Here is an 18,122-nt window from a genome sequence, read left to right as displayed (position 1 = left end):
GCGCCAATACTACCGGCGACCGCATTCTTTCATCATCAGATCGAATGCGCGGGAGAACCCGGTCATGTCCACATCGATATATGCAAAACCCTTACTGCCCGCCCGCACGCGACCCCGATTATTCGAAACCTGCAGAAACTCCCTCAAGACCAAGTTATCATGTCGATTCGACAACCAGGCGCTGGTGCCATCCGATCTCATTCGATAGTCGCGCCCCGCAACGTTTATGAAAATGCCCACCGAACGCGGCATGCGTTTGTTTGAAAAGATTGACACCTGCGGGTTGGCATTATTGTTGAACTGTGTGACCGCCAGAAAATAACTCTGATCAGCTTCTAGATCATCATACAGAATCGTTGCTGCCCAACACGTCTTGGGCCTGGGCTCTTCTTCTACATATACGCCCCAATTGCCAAAGGTGGCCTGACGCGCCGAAGTCTCGGCCTGAACGGATCCCGCAAGCGCCGCCACACAGACAGCAGATACGGCACAAACAGGTCTCGCGCGGTCGATCCAAAGGTTTTTCAAATAGGCGCGCACAATGCTTCCTTATCGCAATTGAGATCTCATCACATGTGGATAACGCGACCGTAGGCGTCGAGCACAGATTCGTGCATCATCTCGGACAGCGTCGGATGCGGGAAGACCGTATTCATCAGATCTTCTTCGGTGGTCTCCAGCTGGCGGCCCACAACGTAGCCCTGAATGAGCTCGGTAACTTCGGCCCCCACCATATGCGCGCCTAGAAGCTCGCCGGTCTTGGCATCAAAAATGGTTTTGATCATGCCTTCCTGTTCACCAAGAGCGATGGCCTTGCCATTGCCGATGAAGGGGAAACGCCCAACCTTGATCTCGTAGCCCAGCTCCTTGGCCTTGGCTTCGGTATAGCCCACGGAGGCCACCTGCGGATGGCAATAGGTGCAGCCCGCGATGGTTTCCGGTTTGACGGGATGCGCGTGTTTGCCCGCGATCAGATCGGCGACCATGACGCCCTCATGGCTCGCCTTATGCGCCAACCAGGGCGCGCCCGCGATATCGCCGATGGCATAGAGCCCGTCGACCCCGGTGCGGCAAAACTCATCCGTGACCACATGGGTGCGGTCAACCTTGACGCCCAGGTCTTCGAGGCCCAGACCCTCAACATTGCCGACGATGCCCACGGCGGAAATCACCGTGTCGAACTCGTGCTTTTCGACCTTGCCGCCCACCTCGATATGGGCCGTCACCTTACCCTTGGCGCGGTCGAGTTGTTTGACCATCGCCTTCTGCATGATCTTCATGCCCTGCTTCTCAAACGACTTCTTCGCGAAGGCAGAAATTTCCGCGTCCTCAACGGGCAGCACGCGGTCCATGACCTCGACCACTGTCGTATCGGCACCCAGCGTGTTGTAGAAACTGGCAAATTCGATGCCGATGGCCCCCGACCCGATCACCAGTAGCTTTTTCGGCATGTGCTTGGGTTCCAGCGCGTGTTTGTAGGTCCAGACCAGATCGCCGTCGGCCTCCAGCCCCGGCAGCTCACGGGCGCGCGCACCGGTGGCCAACACGATGTTCTTTGCGGTCAGCTCCTCAGCGCCCTTGTCGGTCTTGACGCTGACCTTGCCCTTGGCGGGAATGGTGGCCGCGCCCATGAAAACGGTGACCTTGTTCTTTTTCATCAGGTGGCCAATGCCGCCCGACAGTTGCCCGGCAACCTGACGCGAGCGCTTGACCACCGCGTCGAGATCATAGCCTACGTTGTCGGCTTTCAGGCCGAACTCCTTGGCGCGATGCATCAGATGAAAGACTTCGGAAGACCGCAGCATCGCCTTGGTCGGGATGCAGCCCCAGTTGAGACAGATACCGCCCAGATGCTCGCGCTCGACGATGGCAACGGACATCCCCAGCTGCGCCCCGCGAATGGCTGCAACATAGCCGCCAGGGCCTGCACCGATCACAATAAGATCAAAGGATTTCGCGGCCATGGTGTGTCCTCGCTGATGGAATATCCGGAATATAGTTCACCGTTAAACTATATTCCCATCAGCGGCAACAGCAGCCGCGGCGCGACATATGCGCACCTTGCAAGGGGGCATATCACCCCATGCAATCGAATTTCTCAGGCGGCTTTTGCGGTCTGCAGGCTGCGGATCATTTCGCCGTATCCACCCCGCGCGGCAAACTCGTTTTCGAGCTTTGTCGGCGTCCGGCCCAAAGCCTCGTTGCGGAAGGGGAAGCGCCCGAATTCGCGGATCACATCGCGGTGTGCCCGGGCGTGCAACAGGTTTTCGGCACCGTGTTCCGGCATCCGTTCACACATCAGCCGCACGCAACGTTCCTGATCGCAGAGGTTTTCGGAATGCATCAGCGGCAGATAAAAGAACTGGCGCGCGGGCTCGTCAATCCGCATGTCCCAGCGTTTGTCGATGGCAGATTTTGCTGCTGCCAGGGCAACCTTGTCGCTGGCAAAGGCCTGGGCCGTGCCGCGGAACATGTTGCGGGAGAACTGATCCATCAGGATGACATAGGCCAGCGCGCCGGAGGGGTATGTCAGCCAGAGAGAGAACCGGCCTTCGCAGGCGCCGTGCCAACTCTCTTCAAACCGGGTCCTGATTGCGCCATCCAAAGCATCGGATTGCGTGTACCAACCGCTCTGACCGACTTCATCCAGCCAGAAGCTCAAAATCTCTTGCGGACCAACCATACCTACCGTCTCCATTAAACATACCGTGTCATTAACGTATGCTCTGTTTACTTCAATCACCTAGTCACTTTTTGCATCATTACGACACATTCAACCAGCATTTGTGGCGTTTTCGTCGCTCAATTCGCTCTCAATGGCGTATTCCTGAGCATATTCGAGGGCAACCGAGGTCGAGGACGGGGCCACAGCAACATACGCCCCCGTTTCCTGAACCGGAATCGACTTGCGCACCGTCGATCGATAGGCCGCGTAGATCACCAACATCGCAAAAAGCACACCTGTGAAAAGATAGAAGCCGCCCGGCCCCACCACGTCCATCATATAGCCGGTGATGATCGGGCCGAGGATCGCACCAAGCCCGTTGATGAAGATCAGCCCGCCCGATGCGGCGGCCATGTCTTCATGTTCCAGAAAGTCGTTGGTGTGGGCGATCAGCAGAGAATAGAGCGGGTTCGACATCCCGCCCACCACAAAGGCCGAGACCAGCAGCATCGTGAAGTGCCCGCCCAGCAACATGCCGATGGCAGAGCCGATGACGCCAACCGCCGACACGATCAGGATCAGAAAGCGCCGGTCCATCCGGTCGGAGATCCAACCAATTGGATATTGCAGCAGCATCGCACCGACAAAGAACATCGCCACGAAGGTGGAGATCTGCGCGACGGAAAGCCCGGCCTTGGCGCCATAGACGGAGGCCATACCGAATTGCGCGGAAAAGACACCGCCCAGCAGGAACATGCCGACGCAGCCCATTGGAGAGTAACCGGCAAGCTCCCGAAGGCTCATCGGTTTGGTGGTATCAAAGGCCGGTGTCGGGCTGATCGACAACAGGATGGGTGTGACCGCAATCGACACCAGCACCGATGGGATGACGAAAAGGACGTAGCCCGACGGATCGGCGGCCAGCAGCAGCGCCTGGCTGAGCACGATCCCTGCGGTCTGCACGATCATGTAGAGCGAGAGCGCCTGGCCGCGGTTTTCGTTGGTGGCCGCGTTGTTGAGCCAGCTCTCTGCCGTCACATACACGGCCGAGAAGCAAAACCCGATCAGCACCCGGCCCAGTGTCCAGACCCAGACCTCGGTCAGCGTGGGGTAGATGATCATCACCGCAGAGATCAGCGAGGCCAGCGCAGCAAAGACCCGCACGTGGCCAACCCGCCGGATCATCCCCGGGGCCATCCGCGACCCGCCCAGAAAGCCGACAAAATAGGCCGACATCACGATGGACATCTCCAGTGTAGAAAAACCCTCGATCTCGCCACGGATGCCCAGCAATGTGCCTTGCATCCCGTTCCCGACCATCAGGAGCGACATGCCCAGCAAGAGCGCCCATGCGCTTGATAAAACCTGAAGCATGTTGATCTCCGTCTTATCTTGGGAGGGGTGTTTCGCCCTCCTTGCCGCATGGCCGTGGTCAGGTCCGTCTCATGTGCGACTTCGCAGGTCGCTTTGCGCCCATGAGGGATTATTTCGGAAAGAGAAGCGACGCATCCCCATAAGAGAAAAAACGATACTCCGCGCGGATGGCGTGATCGTAAATGCGCCGCACGGTGTCGGGCCCCATCAGCGCCGAGACCAGCATCATCAGGGTGGATTTGGGCAAGTGGAAATTGGTCATCAGCGCGTCGGTGATCTGGAACGCAAACCCCGGATAGATGAAGATATCGGTATCCCCCTCCCAGGATGTGATCTGCCCCCCCCGTGCGGCGGTTTCGATCAATCTCAGCGCAGTTGTGCCAACCGGGATCACGCGCCCGCCGGTCCGTTTCGTCTCCGCGATCTCGGCGGCGGCTTGCGCGCTGACCCTGCCCCATTCGGAATGCATCTTGTGGGTGGTCACATCTTCGACTTTCACCGGCAGAAATGTGCCTGCGCCCACATGCAGGGTCACATGGCTGAAGCTGACGCCCTTCTCGGAGAGCGCCGCGAGCAGAGCATCGTCGAAATGCAAGGAGGCGGTTGGCGCGGCAACGGCCCCCTTGTTGCGGGCAAAGACGGTTTGATAGTCCTGCATATCCTGCGCATCCGCCGGTCGTTTGGCCGCGATATAAGGCGGCAGCGGCATGGCACCGGCGGCATTCAGCGCCGCATCAAAATCATCCCCCCTCAAGTTGAAGACAAGATGCCCCTGCCCGTCAGCGGTGCCTTGCAAACTGGCCCGCAAGGCATCGCTGAAAACAACCTCTTCCCCGATTTTCAGCTTTTTCAGGGGTTTGATGAGGGCCGCCCATGTGCCGTCACTGCGCGGTTCCAGCAGGGTCACTTCGATCCTGGCCTGCGTGGCACCCTGCGCGCTGATGCGGTGGCGCACCCCGGTCAGCCGCGCGGGGATGACTTTGGTATCGTTCAACACCAAACGGTCGCCGGGGCGGAGAAAATCAACAAGGTCCGACACCACCGCATCGGCGATTGTATCCCCCTTGGCGACCAACAGGCGCGCAGCTGTGCGCGGCACCGCCGGGCGGGTCGCAATCAGGTGTTCGGGAAGCTCGAAATCGAAGTCGCTGAGTTTCATGGCGGCCCCCTAGCGATCTTCTCCGGTCGTTGCAACAGGCGGGGCGCGCTCGATGACGGGTGGCGGTGTTTCGCCTTCGGCGAGGGGCACATCAGGCTTGGGCGCGCGGAAGAGATCGCGGATGCCGCCCGGTGTCAGCGCCGTCAGCGGATTGACAAAAACATCCGGGTTCTTGGCCGTGCCGGTGATCGAGTAGTTGAAGGCAAAAAGCCCCTCGCCCTTGCGGGTAAACACGCTGCCGATACCGTTGAGAATATAGACCGGGGTGATGACACCCTGCATCTGCAACTGCCCGGTGCCCAGGGCGTAGATCCCGTCCATGGAAATCCCCATCGAGGGGCCCACAGCACTGCCTTCGCGCAGGGTGATCTGCGACGGGGACAAGCGAAAATCCGCACCGACCTCGGAGAAATAGAGGCTGTCGCCGCCTTCCGCGTTGAAGAGCCCGACGATGCTGACCGCATTGAGCAAGGCGGCCATCGCGGGCGCGTCGACGATGCTTGTGTCCAGCACCCGCAGGGTGCCGTCAAATGCACCACCGGTGCCCACCGGGATCAGGATCAGTTCAAACTTGCCGCCTCGGGCCTTCTGCAAAACATTTGCCGAGGAAAACACCGATCCCGCATCATTCGCCGTCAATCGGATCGCGCTGCGCCCGCCCTGCGGGATCATTCGGCCATTGACCGGTGCGCCGCCATTGACCCGCCCCGAAAAGGTGCCGTCGAGGCCCGCGCCCGTGGTGAAGTCCCCCCGGATGTTGGTGATGGCGATGGTGTCGCTGACCTGCAGCCGGTCCAGCGCCACGGTCAGCGGCGTGTTTTCTCCGGTGGCGGCGTCATCCGGGATGTCCGCCCGCCGCAGATCAAGCGTGCCGCCGCGCAACACAACGCCCACGGGCACATCCGCACCCCGGCCCACCAGATCAACCTGCGCATCCAGCCAATCCGAGACAAGCACGCGCGACAACCGGACCCTGTCCAGCTGACCGGCCCCGGACAGCGTAATGTCCCCTGTGGCAGAAAGGCCCGGCGCCTGCAGCGACAGGCTTTGCACGGTCGGGATTTCCGACAGCGTCGCCGCGAGCTTGAACTCCGCCGCCGTGGCCGCGCGCTTGGACCAGCCGATGGGCGGAATGCTCAGCGTGATGCCCCGCAGATCGGAGCTGAGTTCAAGTTTCGGCGGCTGATCCTTGACCAGTTCCACCACAATATCCGCGTTGCCCTCACCGGTCACATATTCTGGCGGCAGACCGACCTTCAGATCCTCCAGCGCTTCGGTTGAAATATCGATCTGGCCCGTGACCGTGCCCGGCGTGCCGGGCTCCCCAAGCGGTTGCTGCCATGTCACGTCGAAGGGCAAACCATCCAGATCCCCCGGCCCGCGCACCGTGACCAATTCATCAGAGGCCACAAGCGACAGCAAAGGCGCACGGACTGTCCGGTCCTTGATCAGTTGGGTGCTGCTGACGTTGGCAAGCGCGCCGGTGACATGGAATGCGACCTCTTCGATCTGGGCTTCTTTCTTGAGCGGGAGCGCCAATGTGCCCGCCAGTGTCGCGCGCCCCTCGGCCAGCGTCACAGGCTCCCCGGCTTTGCTCAGCACCTCAAGCGGCGGTTGATCCAGCATCGACAGGGCCGCTGTCACCGACGAGTCGGTGAGCAGTCGGACCACCGCCGGGGTTTCCTCCTTGGCCCGGATATCCGGGATGATGAAGGACGAACCGGCCAGATCAACGCTGCCCCCTTCAGGGGCCTCGACGCCGCCCTTGTCCACCACCAGCACAAAGCGGTCCTTGAGAATCGAGGCGTGCCCCTGGGCCTGTTTGATCAGGGGCATTTCTTTCAAAAACCGAACATCCGCCTCTTTGAAGTCAAACCCCAGGAATGTCTCGGGGGCCGCGCCCGCACGCCAACGCAGCGCCGCGTTGACATCCTGCAAGGTCCCAGCGAAGAGGTTTTCGTTAAGCCATTTGCGCGTTTTCGGTCCCAGGGCTTCGGGCCAGAGCCCCATCAGGCGTGCGGAATCAAAGCGATCCATCTGCGCGTCCACCGCGATGTCCCATCCACTGGCATCTGCAGCCACCTCTCCCTTGGCGCGCAGCAGGTATCCTTCGTCCAAAATCTGCAACCGGCCCAGATGCAGCGAAAAGGGCTGCGGGGTAAGGCGGAAATCAAGCTCGGCCTCGGAAACGGTGACCGGCACGTCGTAGAAATCCGCCGGGTTGATCTTGAGATCGCTGAGCCGCAATTGCCCCACCAGATCTTCGATCCGGCCATTGCCGTCATCAGCCAGCGACGCGGTCCCGTCAAGGCGGCCGCTGACCCATTTGCTTTCCACCGAAAGCTCATCGAACCGCAACAGGCGCTCTGCGGGGGTATAGCTGAAATAGCTGCGCGCGCCGTCGATGGGGATGGCACGGGTTTCGGGTGTGGGCTGGATGACGCCAGCGCCGATCTGAAAGGTCGCATTTAGCGGGTCAAAGGTGCCATCGGCGTTCATGCCCCCGCGCAACGATCCCGAAATCGGCGCGCGCAGCGCCTCCAGCCAGCCAAAGGCCGGACCCTGCACCGCGACATCGCCCGCATCGACATTTGCGAAGGTGACACCGAAATCCGACGCCGTGTCGCCAATGCGGCCCGCGTAATTCGCCGCCACCGTGGCCACCTGTGCGCCGCCGCCCAAAACGGCCAGATCAACGCTCAACTGAAGGGTTTCGCCCGTTCGGCGCAGCCCCAAACGCCCGCCATCCACTGTCCAGGCGCGATTGGCGCGTTCGTCCTCATAGCGCAGGGTCAGGGCGTTCAGATTTGCCTCGTTCAACTGTGCCAGCCCCGGACGCAACAGAAACTCGTCCATCTCCGCGATCAGCTGCACCAGATTGGGCGCGCGCCGCACCGGCGGCGATGTGCCGGTCCCGGACGACAGGGAAATACCCCCCTCGGGGCTGCGGCGCAGGTTGAGGAATACACCGCTGAGGTCCAGCGATTTCAACTCCAGCGTCCCGCGCAGCACTCCGCGCATCGACAGGCTGGCGCGGACTTCTGAAAAGGCGACGATCTCGCCGCCCGCCGGGGTCGTTGCCCGCACATCGCGCACGCTGGCGCGCGGCCGCCACCCCTCGTCAACGATCAGCACCATTTCGCCGTAGCTCACCTGAGCATCCGGGATCGCTTCGGCCAGACGGGTATCGATCTGCGCCCGCGCCCAATCGGGCACGATGATTTCACGGTCCTTGACCCACATAAGCGCGCCGCCTGCCCCAGCCAAAAGCAGGGCCAGCAGAAACCAGGCCACAAAACCTCTTTTTCTGCGGCGCGGCTTGGTGGGACTGGGCGTTTCAGGTTCCAAAACGGGGTACGGCTTCTTGGGTTGCGAAGGAACGATTGTTATCTTGGATGCAGGCCTTCCCTATGGCCTGCGCTGCTCTACTATGTCATTGCAACACCAACCTTAAAACCCAAGAGAGTGCCATGCCAGAGATTTCGCAACCTGCCCCGGATTTCGCCCTGCCCAGCACCGATGGCGGCGACGTCACGCTGTCTGCCTTGAAAGGCAAGCCCATCGTCCTGTTCTTTTATCCGCGCGACAACACGCCGGGCTGCACCAAGGAGAGCGTCGGATTTTCCGAAAACCGTGCGGCCTTCGAAGAAGCGGGCGCGGTGGTCTTTGGCATCTCCAAGGACAGCATGGCGAGCCACGAGAAGTTCGTCGCAAAGAAGGAATTGACCGTACCACTTTTGTCCGACGAGAACGGCACTGCCTGCGAAGACTATGGTGTGTGGAAAGAAAAGAGCATGTACGGCAAGAAATTCATGGGGATCGAACGCAGCACCTTCCTGATCGCTGCGGATGGCACGATTGCGCAGATCTGGCCGAAGGTGAAAGTCCCCGGTCATGTTGACGCGGTTCTGGAAGCGGTCCGCGCCCTGTGATCCCCCTGGCGGCAATGGCGGAGGCGGTCCTGCGCACGGCAGACGGGCGGGAAAAGACCGCCCTCTCCCGCCAGTTTGCCGCCGCATGGCAGGCCGCCCGCGAGGATGGACAAAAACCGGAGATCGGCAGCGCCACGCCGCCGCTGCACCCGGCACGCCCGGATGCGCCGGAACTGCTCAGCCCGCGCGATGTGCCGCGCCGTCGTCCCGGCACGCCCGAGGGACGCATTGCCTTGCTGCATGCGGTCGCGCATATCGAACTCAATGCCGTGGACCTGCATTGGGACGTCATCGCACGCTTCACCGAGACGCCGATGCCGATGGGGTTCTACGACGATTGGGTGAAAGCGGCAGATGAAGAATCCAAGCACTTCAACCTGATGTGCGATTGTCTGGAGGAGATGGGCAGCCACTATGGCGCCCTGCCCGCGCATGCCGGCATGTGGCGTGCCGCCGAAGACACCGTGGATGACCTGATGGGGCGCCTGGCCGTGGTGCCGATGGTGCTGGAGGCGCGCGGTCTGGATGTCACGCCCGGCATGATCGAGATTTTCCGCAAGGCGAAAGCCGGGTCGGCCGTTGCTGCCCTTGAAACCATCTACGCCGAAGAAGTCGCGCATGTGGCCTATGGGTCAAAATGGTTTCACTTTCTCTGCGGTCGCCACGAACAGGATCCCAAGGAAACCTTCCATGCGCTCGTTCGCAAATATTTCCATGGCGCGCTGAAACCGCCCTTCAATGAAGAGAAACGCGCGGAGGCTGGTATTCCCCCCGATTTCTACTGGCCATTGACAGAGACCGTTTGACGCCAAGTTTCCGGGGAAATCAGCAGTTTTTTGCCGATTTGCAACAATTCAACGACAAGTTGCAGGCTGAACGTGAAAGCCACTTGCCCCCTCAATGCCGCCTCATTAAGCACTTCGTGGCGGAGGGTTAACCATCCACAGAAGGTGTGCGCTCCGGGGAAACAGGCAAAGGGACAGCTTTGTGCGGACACGTTTGGCTATCAAAGTTCACGGTATGCTGGAACGGCATTTCCCTGAGCGCCGCGTGTTTCTCAAATCCGATACCGACACCAGATTCATACGCCTGCGTCCGGAAACCCAGCTGATTGCCTTTGCCGGTGGCTCGCTGCTGGTCGCGTGGACCATCATCGCCACAGCGGTTCTGCTGATGGACAGCATCGGCGCTGGCAACTTTCGCGAACAGGCCAAACGCGACCAGGTGACCTACCAGGCGCGGTTGAACGATCTCTCCGCACAACGTGACCGCCGGGCCGCCGAAGCATCGGCCGCACACGCGCGGTTCAACGCGGCGCTTGATCAAATTTCAGTGATGCAGTCCCAATTGCTGACCTCGGAAACCCGGCGCCATGAATTGGAAACCGGCATCGAGGTCATTCAGACCACCCTGCGCAGCACCATGAAGGAACGCGAAGAAGCGCGCCTGGCGCTGGCCAATCTGCAGGATGATGCTGCTGATGAGGCGGCGACAAATCTTCTGGCGGCAAAAGACGCCGGTGCCCCGGTTGATTTCCTGTCCGAAGCCCTCGCCCGTACGGCGGCCGAGCGGGACAAGGTGGTCGCCGATGCGCAGGAAGCGTTGCATCATGCCGACGAGCTGACCCATGAAATCGCGCTGATGAAAGAGAACAACGACCAGATCTTCCGCCAGCTCGAAGAGGCGATGACGATTTCGGTGGCGCCGCTGGACAAGATGTTCAAAGCCGCAGGCATGCCGCCGCAGCGCATTCTGGATCAGGTACGGCGCGGTTATTCCGGCCAGGGCGGACCGCTGACGCCGCTGTCTTTCTCCAGCCGTGGTGAAGAACTGTCCCCGGATTTCATCCGCGCAAACCGGCTGCTGGAACAGATGGATACGCTGAACCTCTATCGCATCGCGGCTGAGAAAGCCCCCTTCGCGCTGCCCGTCAAACAGGCGTTCCGCTTCACCAGTGACTATGGCTTCCGCCGCGACCCCAAGACCGGTGGACGCCGGATGCACCGCGGCGTCGATTTTGCGGCACCGGCTGGCACCGACCTGCATGCCACAGCGGATGGTGTGGTGACCCACGCGGGCTGGCAATCCGGCTACGGTCGGCTGGTGAAAATCGAGCACGACTTCGGGATTGAGACAAGGTACGCTCATCTGTCAAAAATTCGCGTTAAAGTTGGGCAAAGGGTCTCGCGCGGCGAACATATCGGTGATATGGGTGCATCCGGACGGGTGACCGGCGTGCATCTGCACTACGAAGTTCGTGTCGGTGGGAAAGCTGTAAACCCAATGATCTATATCAAGGCTGCAAAAGATGTTTTCTAAGAGCAAAATCAACGAACCAGGCCAGAAACCGGCCGAGGCAGATACTCCGGCGAAAGCGCCATCTTCTTCTGCACCGGCCAAACCGGCCTCAAGCGAGTACAAGGCCAGCCCCCCCAAAGCCAAGCCACCGGCTTCGCTGCTGTCGGCTGATCTGCATGTGACCGGCAATATGAAGACCACCGGTGACATTCAGGTTGAGGGGACTGTTGAAGGTGATATCCGCGCGCATCTGCTGACCATCGGCGAAACGGCGACCATCAAAGGCGAAGTCATTGCCGATGATGTCGTTGTGAACGGTCGCATCGTGGGCCGCGTGCGCGGTCTGAAAGTGCGTCTGACCTCCACGGCGCGCGTCGAGGGTGACATCATCCACAAGACGATCGCCATCGAGTCCGGTGCCCACTTCGAAGGCTCCGTACAACGCCAGGACGATCCGCTGAACCCAGGCGCCAAAACCGCGCCCGCGGCGAAAGCGAACCCTGCGTCCTGAGCAACACGCGGCCCGAACAACCAGTTGGCCGCTATGTAGGTAAATATCTGCAAACAAGCGCGCCCCGCTCTGGGGCGCGTTTTTTGTGCGGCGCATATGATCAGCGTTTGGATGCGTCCTGCGGAGCTTTGCTGCCGTCGGGAAGCAGACACATTGGAGAGAAAGACCCGACAACAAACACGACAGGCAGGTGGTAGATGCAAAGATTGATTGTCACCGGCGCGAATGGGGCAGGCAAGAGCCATATCGCAAGGCAATTGAGCGATCTGCGCCCTGAAATATCGTTGATTTCATTCGATGCGATCAAGTTGACCAGCGGTTGGAAACAGCGGTCAAGACCGGAGATCGAAGCAGAACTGTCTGACATCGTTGCGACGGACGCGTGGATACTGGAGGGAGGTCCAAGCCTTCTTCACCAGGCGCTGCCAAGAGCGCAGGCCATTATTTGGCTCGACCCCTCGGAGCTGGTAAGAGCATGGCGCCTTATGTCGCGCCCGTGGCGCAACCTTGGCAAGACGCGTCCGGAGCTACCCCCCGGGAATGTAGATTGGCCTCTGCAGCAGTACCGATTTGCTTTTCGCAGCATCAGAAAACGAAGCAAATTTCGAGACTATATCGCCACCACATTGGACGCAGCAGAGGACAAAATTGTCTGGCATTGCCGGAGCCAAAGGCAAATAGATGATGTCGTTGATCGCTGGCGCGGCGCTGGCGCTCAAAGCGTTTCGGGAAACACCTGAACCGCATCACGCTCCGATCATCGCCGGGACTTCATCCGACAAAAAAACCGCCGCTTGGGTCAGCGGCGGCTTTTGATCACGCAAGAACGGGATGTCGTTTCACTCAGTCACGGTCACCTTTTCCATAATGTCCGGCGCGCCGATCACGGCGCCATTTGGGCCTGCCCCCAGCTTGATCGCGTCCAGCACGTCGAGCCCTTCGGTCACACGGCCCACAACAGTGTACTGGCCGTTCAGGAAATAGCCTTCCTGAAACATGATGAAGAATTGGCTGTTGGCACTGTCGGGACTTTGCGCGCGGGCCATGCCGACGACACCGCGATCAAAGGGCACATCGGAAAACTCCGCCGCCAGGTCAGGCTGATCTGAACTGCCGGTTCCGGCACGGCGCATGTCCCCACCGGTCTTGCCATGTTCCACATCGCCGGTCTGCGCCATAAAGCCTTCGATCACCCGGTGAAAGACGACACCATCATAGGCGCCCTCTTCCGCCAGCGCGGTGATCCGCGCCACATGGCCAGGGGCCACATCTTCGAGCAGATCGATGACAATCGTGCCCTCGGCCTCGCCGGACACCTGAATTTCGATGCCCGTTGCCGCCGCCGGGCCTGCGAGCATCAGCGATGCAACCAGCGCCTTATACATCCGCAGCCACCTTCACGGAAATCATCCGGTCAGGCTCCGCAGGCGGCTCGCCACGGGTGATGGCATCCACGTGCTCCATCCCTTCGATCACCTGACCGTAAACGGTGTACTGACCGTTCAGGAAATCATTGTCCTTGAAGTTGATGAAAAACTGGCTGTTGGCGCTGTCAGGGTTTTGCGACCGGGCCGCCCCGATGGAGCCGCGCGCATGCGGGATCTTGGAGAACTCCGCCGGAACATTCGGCAGGTCGGATCCGCCTGTACCCGCCATGCGCAGGTTGAAGCCGTCTTCCATATCGCCGTGCTGCACGTCGCCGGTCTGCGCCATGAAGCCTTCAATCACCCGGTGAAAGGCCACGTTGTCATATTGCCCGGACCGCGCCAATTCCTTCATCCGGTCGACATGTTGCGGTGCGACGTCCGGCAAGAGCTGGACAGTCACGGTGCCGCCTTTCAGCTCAATCAGGATTGTGTTTTCGGGGTCTTTGATCTCAGCCATCTGGCGCTCCTTCGATAATCGTTGCCGATTACCTAAGCCGTGGCGGCGCGAATGCCAAGCAAGTCCATTGACCTCTGGGCAGATAAGCGCAAAACACGGGCCAGCAGGGATGAAAGGAACAGGCGATGGGTTGGAAGACACTGGACGATATGGACCTGGCGGGCAAACGCGTGCTGGTGCGGGTGGATATCAATGTCCCGGTTGAAGACGGGCGCGTCACCGACACCACGCGCATCGACCGCATCGTGCCCACAATCAAGGACATCGTTGCAGGCGGCGGTCTGCCGATCCTGCTGGCGCATTTTGGCCGCCCGAAGGGAAAACACGTGCCCGAAATGTCCCTGCGTGTGATCCTGCCCGCGCTGGAAGCGGCGCTGGGTCAGGACGTCACCTTTATTGAACGGCCTGATGTTGACGCGCTGAAGGCGCTGCCCGCGGGATCCGTGGTCTTGGTTGAGAACACCCGTTTCGCCGCAGGAGAAGAGGCAAACGATCCCGACATGGCTAAATTCCTGGCAAGCCTCGGGGCCATCTATTGCAACGATGCGTTTTCCGCCGCCCACCGGGCGCACGCTTCGACAACAGGGGTTGCGCAGCTGCTGCCATCTTGCGCGGGGCGCCTGATGCAGGCGGAACTCTCCGCGTTGGAATCCGCTTTGTCGACACCACAACGCCCGGTCGGCGCGGTGGTGGGCGGCGCGAAGGTGTCGACCAAAATCGCCTTGCTCGAAAACCTCGTGGGCCGGTTGGATCTTCTGGTGATCGGCGGCGGCATGGCAAATACCTTCCTCGCCGCGCAAGGCGCACAGCTGGGCGCATCCTTGCAGGAACCAGATTTCATCGACACCGCAAAGTCCATCATGGCCCGCGCGGCCGAGGCCGGTTGCCGCATCTTGCTGCCTGTGGACGGGTTGGTGGCACGCGACTTCAAGGCAGGTGCTGCGCATGAGGTGATCGCCCTTGGCCCTGACACGGTTCTGGACGCGGATCAGATGGTGCTCGATGCGGGCCCGGAAAGTGTGAAGGCCGTCACCGCCGCTTTTGCCGATCTGAAAACGCTGATCTGGAACGGTCCGCTCGGCGCTTTTGAAATCGCGCCTTTCGATCAGGCCACCAATGCCGCTGCCGCAGATGCCGCGCGCCAGACCAAGGCGGGCACATTGATTTCGGTGGCTGGCGGCGGCGACACTGTGGCGGCCCTGAACCAGGCCGGGGCGGCGGATGACTTCACCTATATCTCCACCGCGGGCGGGGCCTTTCTGGAGTGGATGGAAGGTAAGGAATTACCCGGGGTCGCGGCCCTCAATCAGTGACATCGCGCCGGATGAATCTCGCAGATGTGCGTAAAAGCGCCTGATTCTTAAAGGATTTGCGACAAAGGGGATTCCCTTGAAGCGTCACATGTGCCATACAGTTGTCACGCCCGGTAAGAGGCGACCATGAGGCACGATCAATGACCCGAACACCCCGGCCCGCTCTAGGAGCATTTGTGTTCTTCGCCCTGGCCCTTGGGCTTGCAACCTATTTCACTTTTGCTGCTGTGCAGGGAGACTTTGGTCTCTTTCGCCGTGCTGAGATTGTCGCGGAGGCCGATGCCCTGCGTCTGCAATTGACCCATGTCACGGGTGAAGTCGCGCGGATGGAAAACCTCACACAACGTTTGTCGGATGATTTTCTCGATCTCGATCTGCTTGACGAACAGGCGCGCTCGGTGCTGGGCATGATACGGGCTGATGAGATCGTGATCCGCTAAAGGTTTTTCCTTTTAGAATCAATGCATCTACCAGCAAACTGACCACGCGTCAGATTGTCCCTCGCATTAGCGTCCCGAATCCGATAAAGAATAGTTTAACGCTAAACTATCTGCCCGCACCCGGGCGAGACGAGGGAGAACCGCTCAGATGGCACCGCGAAAATCCACCAAAAAACCCAATGTATCGGCGGAGGAGCTCAAGGCCTATTACCGAGACATGCTGCTGATCCGGCGATTTGAGGAAAAGGCGGGCCAGCTCTACGGCATGGGCCTGATCGGCGGGTTCTGCCACCTCTATATCGGGCAGGAAGCGGTCGTTGTTGGGCTTGAGGCCGCAGCCGAGGAAGGTGATAAGCGCATCACATCCTATCGCGACCACGGTCACATGTTGGCCTGCGGCATGGACCCAAACGGCGTGATGGCAGAGCTTACCGGGCGCGAGGGCGGTTATTCCAAGGGCAAAGGCGGCTCCATGCATATGTTCTCCAAGGAGAAGCATTTTTATGGCGGCCACGGCATTGTCGCCGCGCAGGTACCGCTGGGGGCGGGCCTCGCCTTCTCTGACAAGTACAAGGAAAACGACCGTGTGACCTTCACCTATTTCGGAGACGGTGCCGCCAACCAGGGTCAGGTCTACGAGTCCTACAATATGGCGGAGCTGTGGATGCTGCCGGTGATTTTCGTCATTGAAAACAATCAATATGCGATGGGCACCTCGACCAAACGCTCGACCATGTCGCCCAGCTATTGGGAGCGGGGCGCCTCCTACGGCATTCCCGGCGAGGAAGTGGACGGCATGGATGTGCTGGCCGTGAAAACCGCCGGTGAGAAAGCCGTGGCGCACTGCCGGGCGGGCAAGGGTCCGTATATTCTGGAGATCAAGACCTATCGCTATCGCGGGCATTCGATGTCGGACCCGGCCAAATATCGGACCCGCGAAGAGGTTCAGAAAATGCGCGATGAACGCGACCCGATTGAAAATGTGCGCTCGCTTCTCCTGACCGGGAAACATGCCAGCGAAGAAGATCTCAAGGCGATCGACAAGGAGATCAAGGAAATCGTGAACGAAAGTGCCGAATTTGCCAAAACCTCGCCGGAGCCTGCATTGGACGAGCTCTGGACCGATATCTACGCAGAAGCAGGGGAGGCCTGAGCCATGGCAACTGAAATTCTGATGCCCGCCCTCTCGCCCACCATGGAAGAAGGCACGCTGGCCAAATGGCTGGTCAAGGAGGGCGACACCGTCTCCTCCGGTGACATCATGGCCGAAATCGAGACCGATAAGGCCACGATGGAGTTCGAAGCCGTCGACGAAGGGATCGTCGGCAAGATCCTCGTCGCTGAAGGCAGCGAAGGGGTGAAGGTCAACACGGCGATTGCCATTCTGCTGGAGGAAGGCGAAAGCGCAGACGATATCGACACGTCGACATCAGCGCCGGAGGCGGCGAAAGCTGCCGACGCGGGCAACGAGGCGGCCCCTGCGGCCTCCGAGGCGCCCGCCCCTGCCCCCGCCGCTCCCCAAACCGACACCTCCCCTGACTGGCCGGAAGGCACCACCCTGAAGGAACAAACAGTGCGCGAAGCGCTGCGGGACGGGATGGCCGAGGAAATGCGTCGCGATGATTCAGTCTTTCTGATGGGCGAAGAAGTGGCCGAATACCAGGGCGCCTACAAGATTTCCCAGGGCATGCTGGACGAGTTCGGCGCCAAGCGCGTGATCGATACCCCGATCACCGAACATGGCTTTGCCGGCATCGCCACGGGTGCCGCCTTTGGCGGTCTGCGCCCCATTGTGGAGTTCATGACCTTCAACTTCGCCATGCAGGCGATTGACCAGATCATCAACTCCGCCGCGAAAACCCTCTACATGTCCGGCGGTCAGATGGGCGCGCCCATGGTCTTCCGCGGCCCCAACGGCGCCGCTGCCCGCGTCGGCGCGCAGCACTCCCAGGACTACGCGGCGTGGTACATGCAGGTGCCGGGCCTGAAGGTCGCAATGCCCTACTCCGCCTCTGACTACAAAGGCCTGATGAAAACCGCGATCCGTGATCCCAACCCGGTGATCTTCCTGGAGAACGAAATCCTCTACGGGCGCAGTTTCGACGTGCCGGACATGGAGGACTATACGGTACCGTTTGGCAAAGCACGCATCTGGCGGACCGGCACCGATGTGACCATCGTGAGCTTTGGTATCGGCATGCAATACGCGCTGGCGGCAGCAGATCAACTGGCCGAAGACGGCATCTCCGCCGAAGTCATCGACCTGCGTACCCTACGCCCGATGGACACCGGCAGCATCATCAAGTCGGTCATGAAAACCAACCGCTGCGTGACGGTCGAAGAAGGCTGGCCGCAGGGATCCGTCGGCAATTACATCAGTTCGGTGATCATGCAGGAAGCGTTCGATTACCTTGACGCGCCGGTGATCAATTGCACCGGCAAGGACGTACCGATGCCCTATGCAGCCAACCTTGAAAAACTGGCGCTGGTGACCACCGACGAGGTTATCGCCGCCGTCAAACAAGTCACCTACAAATAAGGAGCGC

At 60.3% G+C, this 18,122-nt stretch carries 17 protein-coding genes; 9 read left to right on the top strand and 8 right to left on the bottom strand.

Going from position 1 to position 18,122, the window contains the following annotated elements; all coding sequences use genetic code 11:
* Nucleotides 1–9 precede the first annotated feature (9 nt).
* The 6 genes from Q1A20_RS19870 to Q1A20_RS19845 form a co-directional block, all read right to left on the bottom strand.
* A complete protein-coding gene (locus tag Q1A20_RS19870) occupies nt 10–540 on the bottom strand; it encodes a hypothetical protein (RefSeq protein WP_299409010.1) in 531 nt (176 codons plus the stop codon).
* Nucleotides 541–569: 29 nt separating this feature from the next.
* Complete coding sequence (gene lpdA, locus Q1A20_RS19865; RefSeq protein WP_299409007.1) at nt 570–1,964, bottom strand: dihydrolipoyl dehydrogenase; 1,395 nt, start codon at nt 1,962–1,964, stop codon at nt 570–572.
* Nucleotides 1,965–2,098: 134 nt separating this feature from the next.
* Entirely contained in the window at nt 2,099–2,683 is a 585-nt protein-coding gene (locus tag Q1A20_RS19860) for a DUF924 family protein (protein WP_299409005.1), read from the bottom strand.
* A 90-nt stretch (nt 2,684–2,773) separates the two neighbouring features.
* The gene (locus Q1A20_RS19855; protein ID WP_298971508.1) at nt 2,774–4,039 is read right to left on the bottom strand and encodes an MFS transporter; all 1,266 of its coding nucleotides are present in this window, start codon (nt 4,037–4,039) and stop codon (nt 2,774–2,776) included.
* A 109-nt stretch (nt 4,040–4,148) separates the two neighbouring features.
* Nucleotides 4,149–5,198 carry a tRNA preQ1(34) S-adenosylmethionine ribosyltransferase-isomerase QueA gene (queA, locus tag Q1A20_RS19850; RefSeq protein ID WP_299409002.1) on the bottom strand — a complete coding sequence of 350 codons (1,050 nt, stop codon included), beginning with the start codon at nt 5,196–5,198 and terminating at the stop codon, nt 4,149–4,151.
* A 9-nt stretch (nt 5,199–5,207) separates the two neighbouring features.
* Nucleotides 5,208–8,492 carry a DUF3971 domain-containing protein gene (locus Q1A20_RS19845; RefSeq protein WP_299408999.1) on the bottom strand — a complete coding sequence of 1,095 codons (3,285 nt, stop codon included), beginning with the start codon at nt 8,490–8,492 and terminating at the stop codon, nt 5,208–5,210.
* 176 nt (nt 8,493–8,668) lie between these two features.
* On the opposite strand from Q1A20_RS19845, the gene Q1A20_RS19840 reads away from it, so the two are divergent.
* The 5 genes from Q1A20_RS19840 to Q1A20_RS19820 all read left to right on the top strand — a co-directional run bounded on the left by Q1A20_RS19840 (nt 8,669) and on the right by Q1A20_RS19820 (nt 12,679).
* Nucleotides 8,669–9,130: a peroxiredoxin gene (locus Q1A20_RS19840; protein WP_299408996.1), complete on the top strand. Its 462-nt coding sequence runs from the start codon at nt 8,669–8,671 to the stop codon at nt 9,128–9,130.
* The gene (locus tag Q1A20_RS19835; RefSeq protein ID WP_299408994.1) at nt 9,127–9,936 is read left to right on the top strand and encodes a ferritin-like domain-containing protein; all 810 of its coding nucleotides are present in this window, start codon (nt 9,127–9,129) and stop codon (nt 9,934–9,936) included. Before Q1A20_RS19840 ends, Q1A20_RS19835 begins: the two co-directional genes overlap by 4 nt.
* A 181-nt stretch (nt 9,937–10,117) precedes the next feature.
* On the top strand, nt 10,118–11,449 hold the full coding sequence (locus Q1A20_RS19830; protein ID WP_299408992.1) for a M23 family metallopeptidase: 1,332 nt from the start codon (nt 10,118–10,120) through the stop codon (nt 11,447–11,449).
* Nucleotides 11,439–11,939 (top strand): polymer-forming cytoskeletal protein, encoded by a 501-nt coding sequence (locus tag Q1A20_RS19825; protein WP_298971492.1) that lies wholly within the window; start codon nt 11,439–11,441, stop codon nt 11,937–11,939. The genes Q1A20_RS19830 and Q1A20_RS19825 overlap by 11 nt, the downstream gene beginning before the upstream one ends.
* Before the next feature lie 197 nt (nt 11,940–12,136).
* On the top strand, nt 12,137–12,679 hold the full coding sequence (locus Q1A20_RS19820; RefSeq protein WP_299918285.1) for a DNA topology modulation protein FlaR: 543 nt from the start codon (nt 12,137–12,139) through the stop codon (nt 12,677–12,679).
* A 99-nt stretch (nt 12,680–12,778) separates the two neighbouring features.
* Here the strand turns inward: Q1A20_RS19820 and Q1A20_RS19815 are convergent, their stop codons facing one another.
* The gene (locus tag Q1A20_RS19815) at nt 12,779–13,324 is read right to left on the bottom strand and encodes a peptidylprolyl isomerase (RefSeq protein WP_298971489.1); all 546 of its coding nucleotides are present in this window, start codon (nt 13,322–13,324) and stop codon (nt 12,779–12,781) included.
* Nucleotides 13,317–13,823: a peptidylprolyl isomerase gene (locus Q1A20_RS19810; RefSeq protein WP_298971487.1), complete on the bottom strand. Its 507-nt coding sequence runs from the start codon at nt 13,821–13,823 to the stop codon at nt 13,317–13,319. The genes Q1A20_RS19815 and Q1A20_RS19810 overlap by 8 nt, the downstream gene beginning before the upstream one ends.
* A gap of 125 nt (nt 13,824–13,948) precedes the next feature.
* Between Q1A20_RS19810 and pgk the strand changes: the two genes are divergently transcribed.
* From pgk to Q1A20_RS19790, 4 genes are all read left to right on the top strand, one after another.
* Entirely contained in the window at nt 13,949–15,136 is a 1,188-nt protein-coding gene (gene pgk, locus Q1A20_RS19805; RefSeq protein WP_299408984.1) for a phosphoglycerate kinase, read from the top strand.
* 140 nt (nt 15,137–15,276) lie between these two features.
* Nucleotides 15,277–15,576, top strand: coding sequence for a septum formation initiator family protein (locus Q1A20_RS19800; RefSeq protein ID WP_298971483.1), 300 nt, complete (start codon nt 15,277–15,279; stop codon nt 15,574–15,576).
* Between the two features lie 148 nt (nt 15,577–15,724).
* Nucleotides 15,725–16,729 (top strand): pyruvate dehydrogenase (acetyl-transferring) E1 component subunit alpha, encoded by a 1,005-nt coding sequence (gene pdhA, locus Q1A20_RS19795; RefSeq protein ID WP_299408982.1) that lies wholly within the window; start codon nt 15,725–15,727, stop codon nt 16,727–16,729.
* A gap of 3 nt (nt 16,730–16,732) precedes the next feature.
* Complete coding sequence (locus Q1A20_RS19790) at nt 16,733–18,115, top strand: pyruvate dehydrogenase complex E1 component subunit beta (protein ID WP_299408980.1); 1,383 nt, start codon at nt 16,733–16,735, stop codon at nt 18,113–18,115.
* Nucleotides 18,116–18,122: the final 7 nt, after the last annotated feature.

This window comes from uncultured Roseobacter sp., assembly GCF_947501835.1.
GTDB lineage: Bacteria > Pseudomonadota > Alphaproteobacteria > Rhodobacterales > Rhodobacteraceae > Roseobacter.
This window is presented reverse-complemented; position numbering and strand designations above follow the sequence as displayed.

What these genes read in the sequence shown, in the direction of transcription:
- Q1A20_RS19815 (WP_298971489.1), bottom strand. Translation starts at nt 13,324, where the DNA reads ATGTATAAGGCGCTGGTTGCATCGCTGATGCTCGCAGGCCCGGCGGCG.
- Q1A20_RS19825 (WP_298971492.1), top strand. Translation starts at nt 11,439, where the DNA reads ATGTTTTCTAAGAGCAAAATCAACGAACCAGGCCAGAAACCGGCCGAG.
- queA (WP_299409002.1), bottom strand. Translation starts at nt 5,198, where the DNA reads ATGAAACTCAGCGACTTCGATTTCGAGCTTCCCGAACACCTGATTGCG.
- Q1A20_RS19840 (WP_299408996.1), top strand. Translation starts at nt 8,669, where the DNA reads ATGCCAGAGATTTCGCAACCTGCCCCGGATTTCGCCCTGCCCAGCACC.
- Q1A20_RS19855 (WP_298971508.1), bottom strand. Translation starts at nt 4,039, where the DNA reads ATGCTTCAGGTTTTATCAAGCGCATGGGCGCTCTTGCTGGGCATGTCG.
- Q1A20_RS19800 (WP_298971483.1), top strand. Translation starts at nt 15,277, where the DNA reads ATGACCCGAACACCCCGGCCCGCTCTAGGAGCATTTGTGTTCTTCGCC.
- lpdA (WP_299409007.1), bottom strand. Translation starts at nt 1,964, where the DNA reads ATGGCCGCGAAATCCTTTGATCTTATTGTGATCGGTGCAGGCCCTGGC.
- Q1A20_RS19810 (WP_298971487.1), bottom strand. Translation starts at nt 13,823, where the DNA reads ATGGCTGAGATCAAAGACCCCGAAAACACAATCCTGATTGAGCTGAAA.
- pgk (WP_299408984.1), top strand. Translation starts at nt 13,949, where the DNA reads ATGGGTTGGAAGACACTGGACGATATGGACCTGGCGGGCAAACGCGTG.
- Q1A20_RS19860 (WP_299409005.1), bottom strand. Translation starts at nt 2,683, where the DNA reads ATGGTTGGTCCGCAAGAGATTTTGAGCTTCTGGCTGGATGAAGTCGGT.
- pdhA (WP_299408982.1), top strand. Translation starts at nt 15,725, where the DNA reads ATGGCACCGCGAAAATCCACCAAAAAACCCAATGTATCGGCGGAGGAG.
- Q1A20_RS19820 (WP_299918285.1), top strand. Translation starts at nt 12,137, where the DNA reads ATGCAAAGATTGATTGTCACCGGCGCGAATGGGGCAGGCAAGAGCCAT.
- Q1A20_RS19790 (WP_299408980.1), top strand. Translation starts at nt 16,733, where the DNA reads ATGGCAACTGAAATTCTGATGCCCGCCCTCTCGCCCACCATGGAAGAA.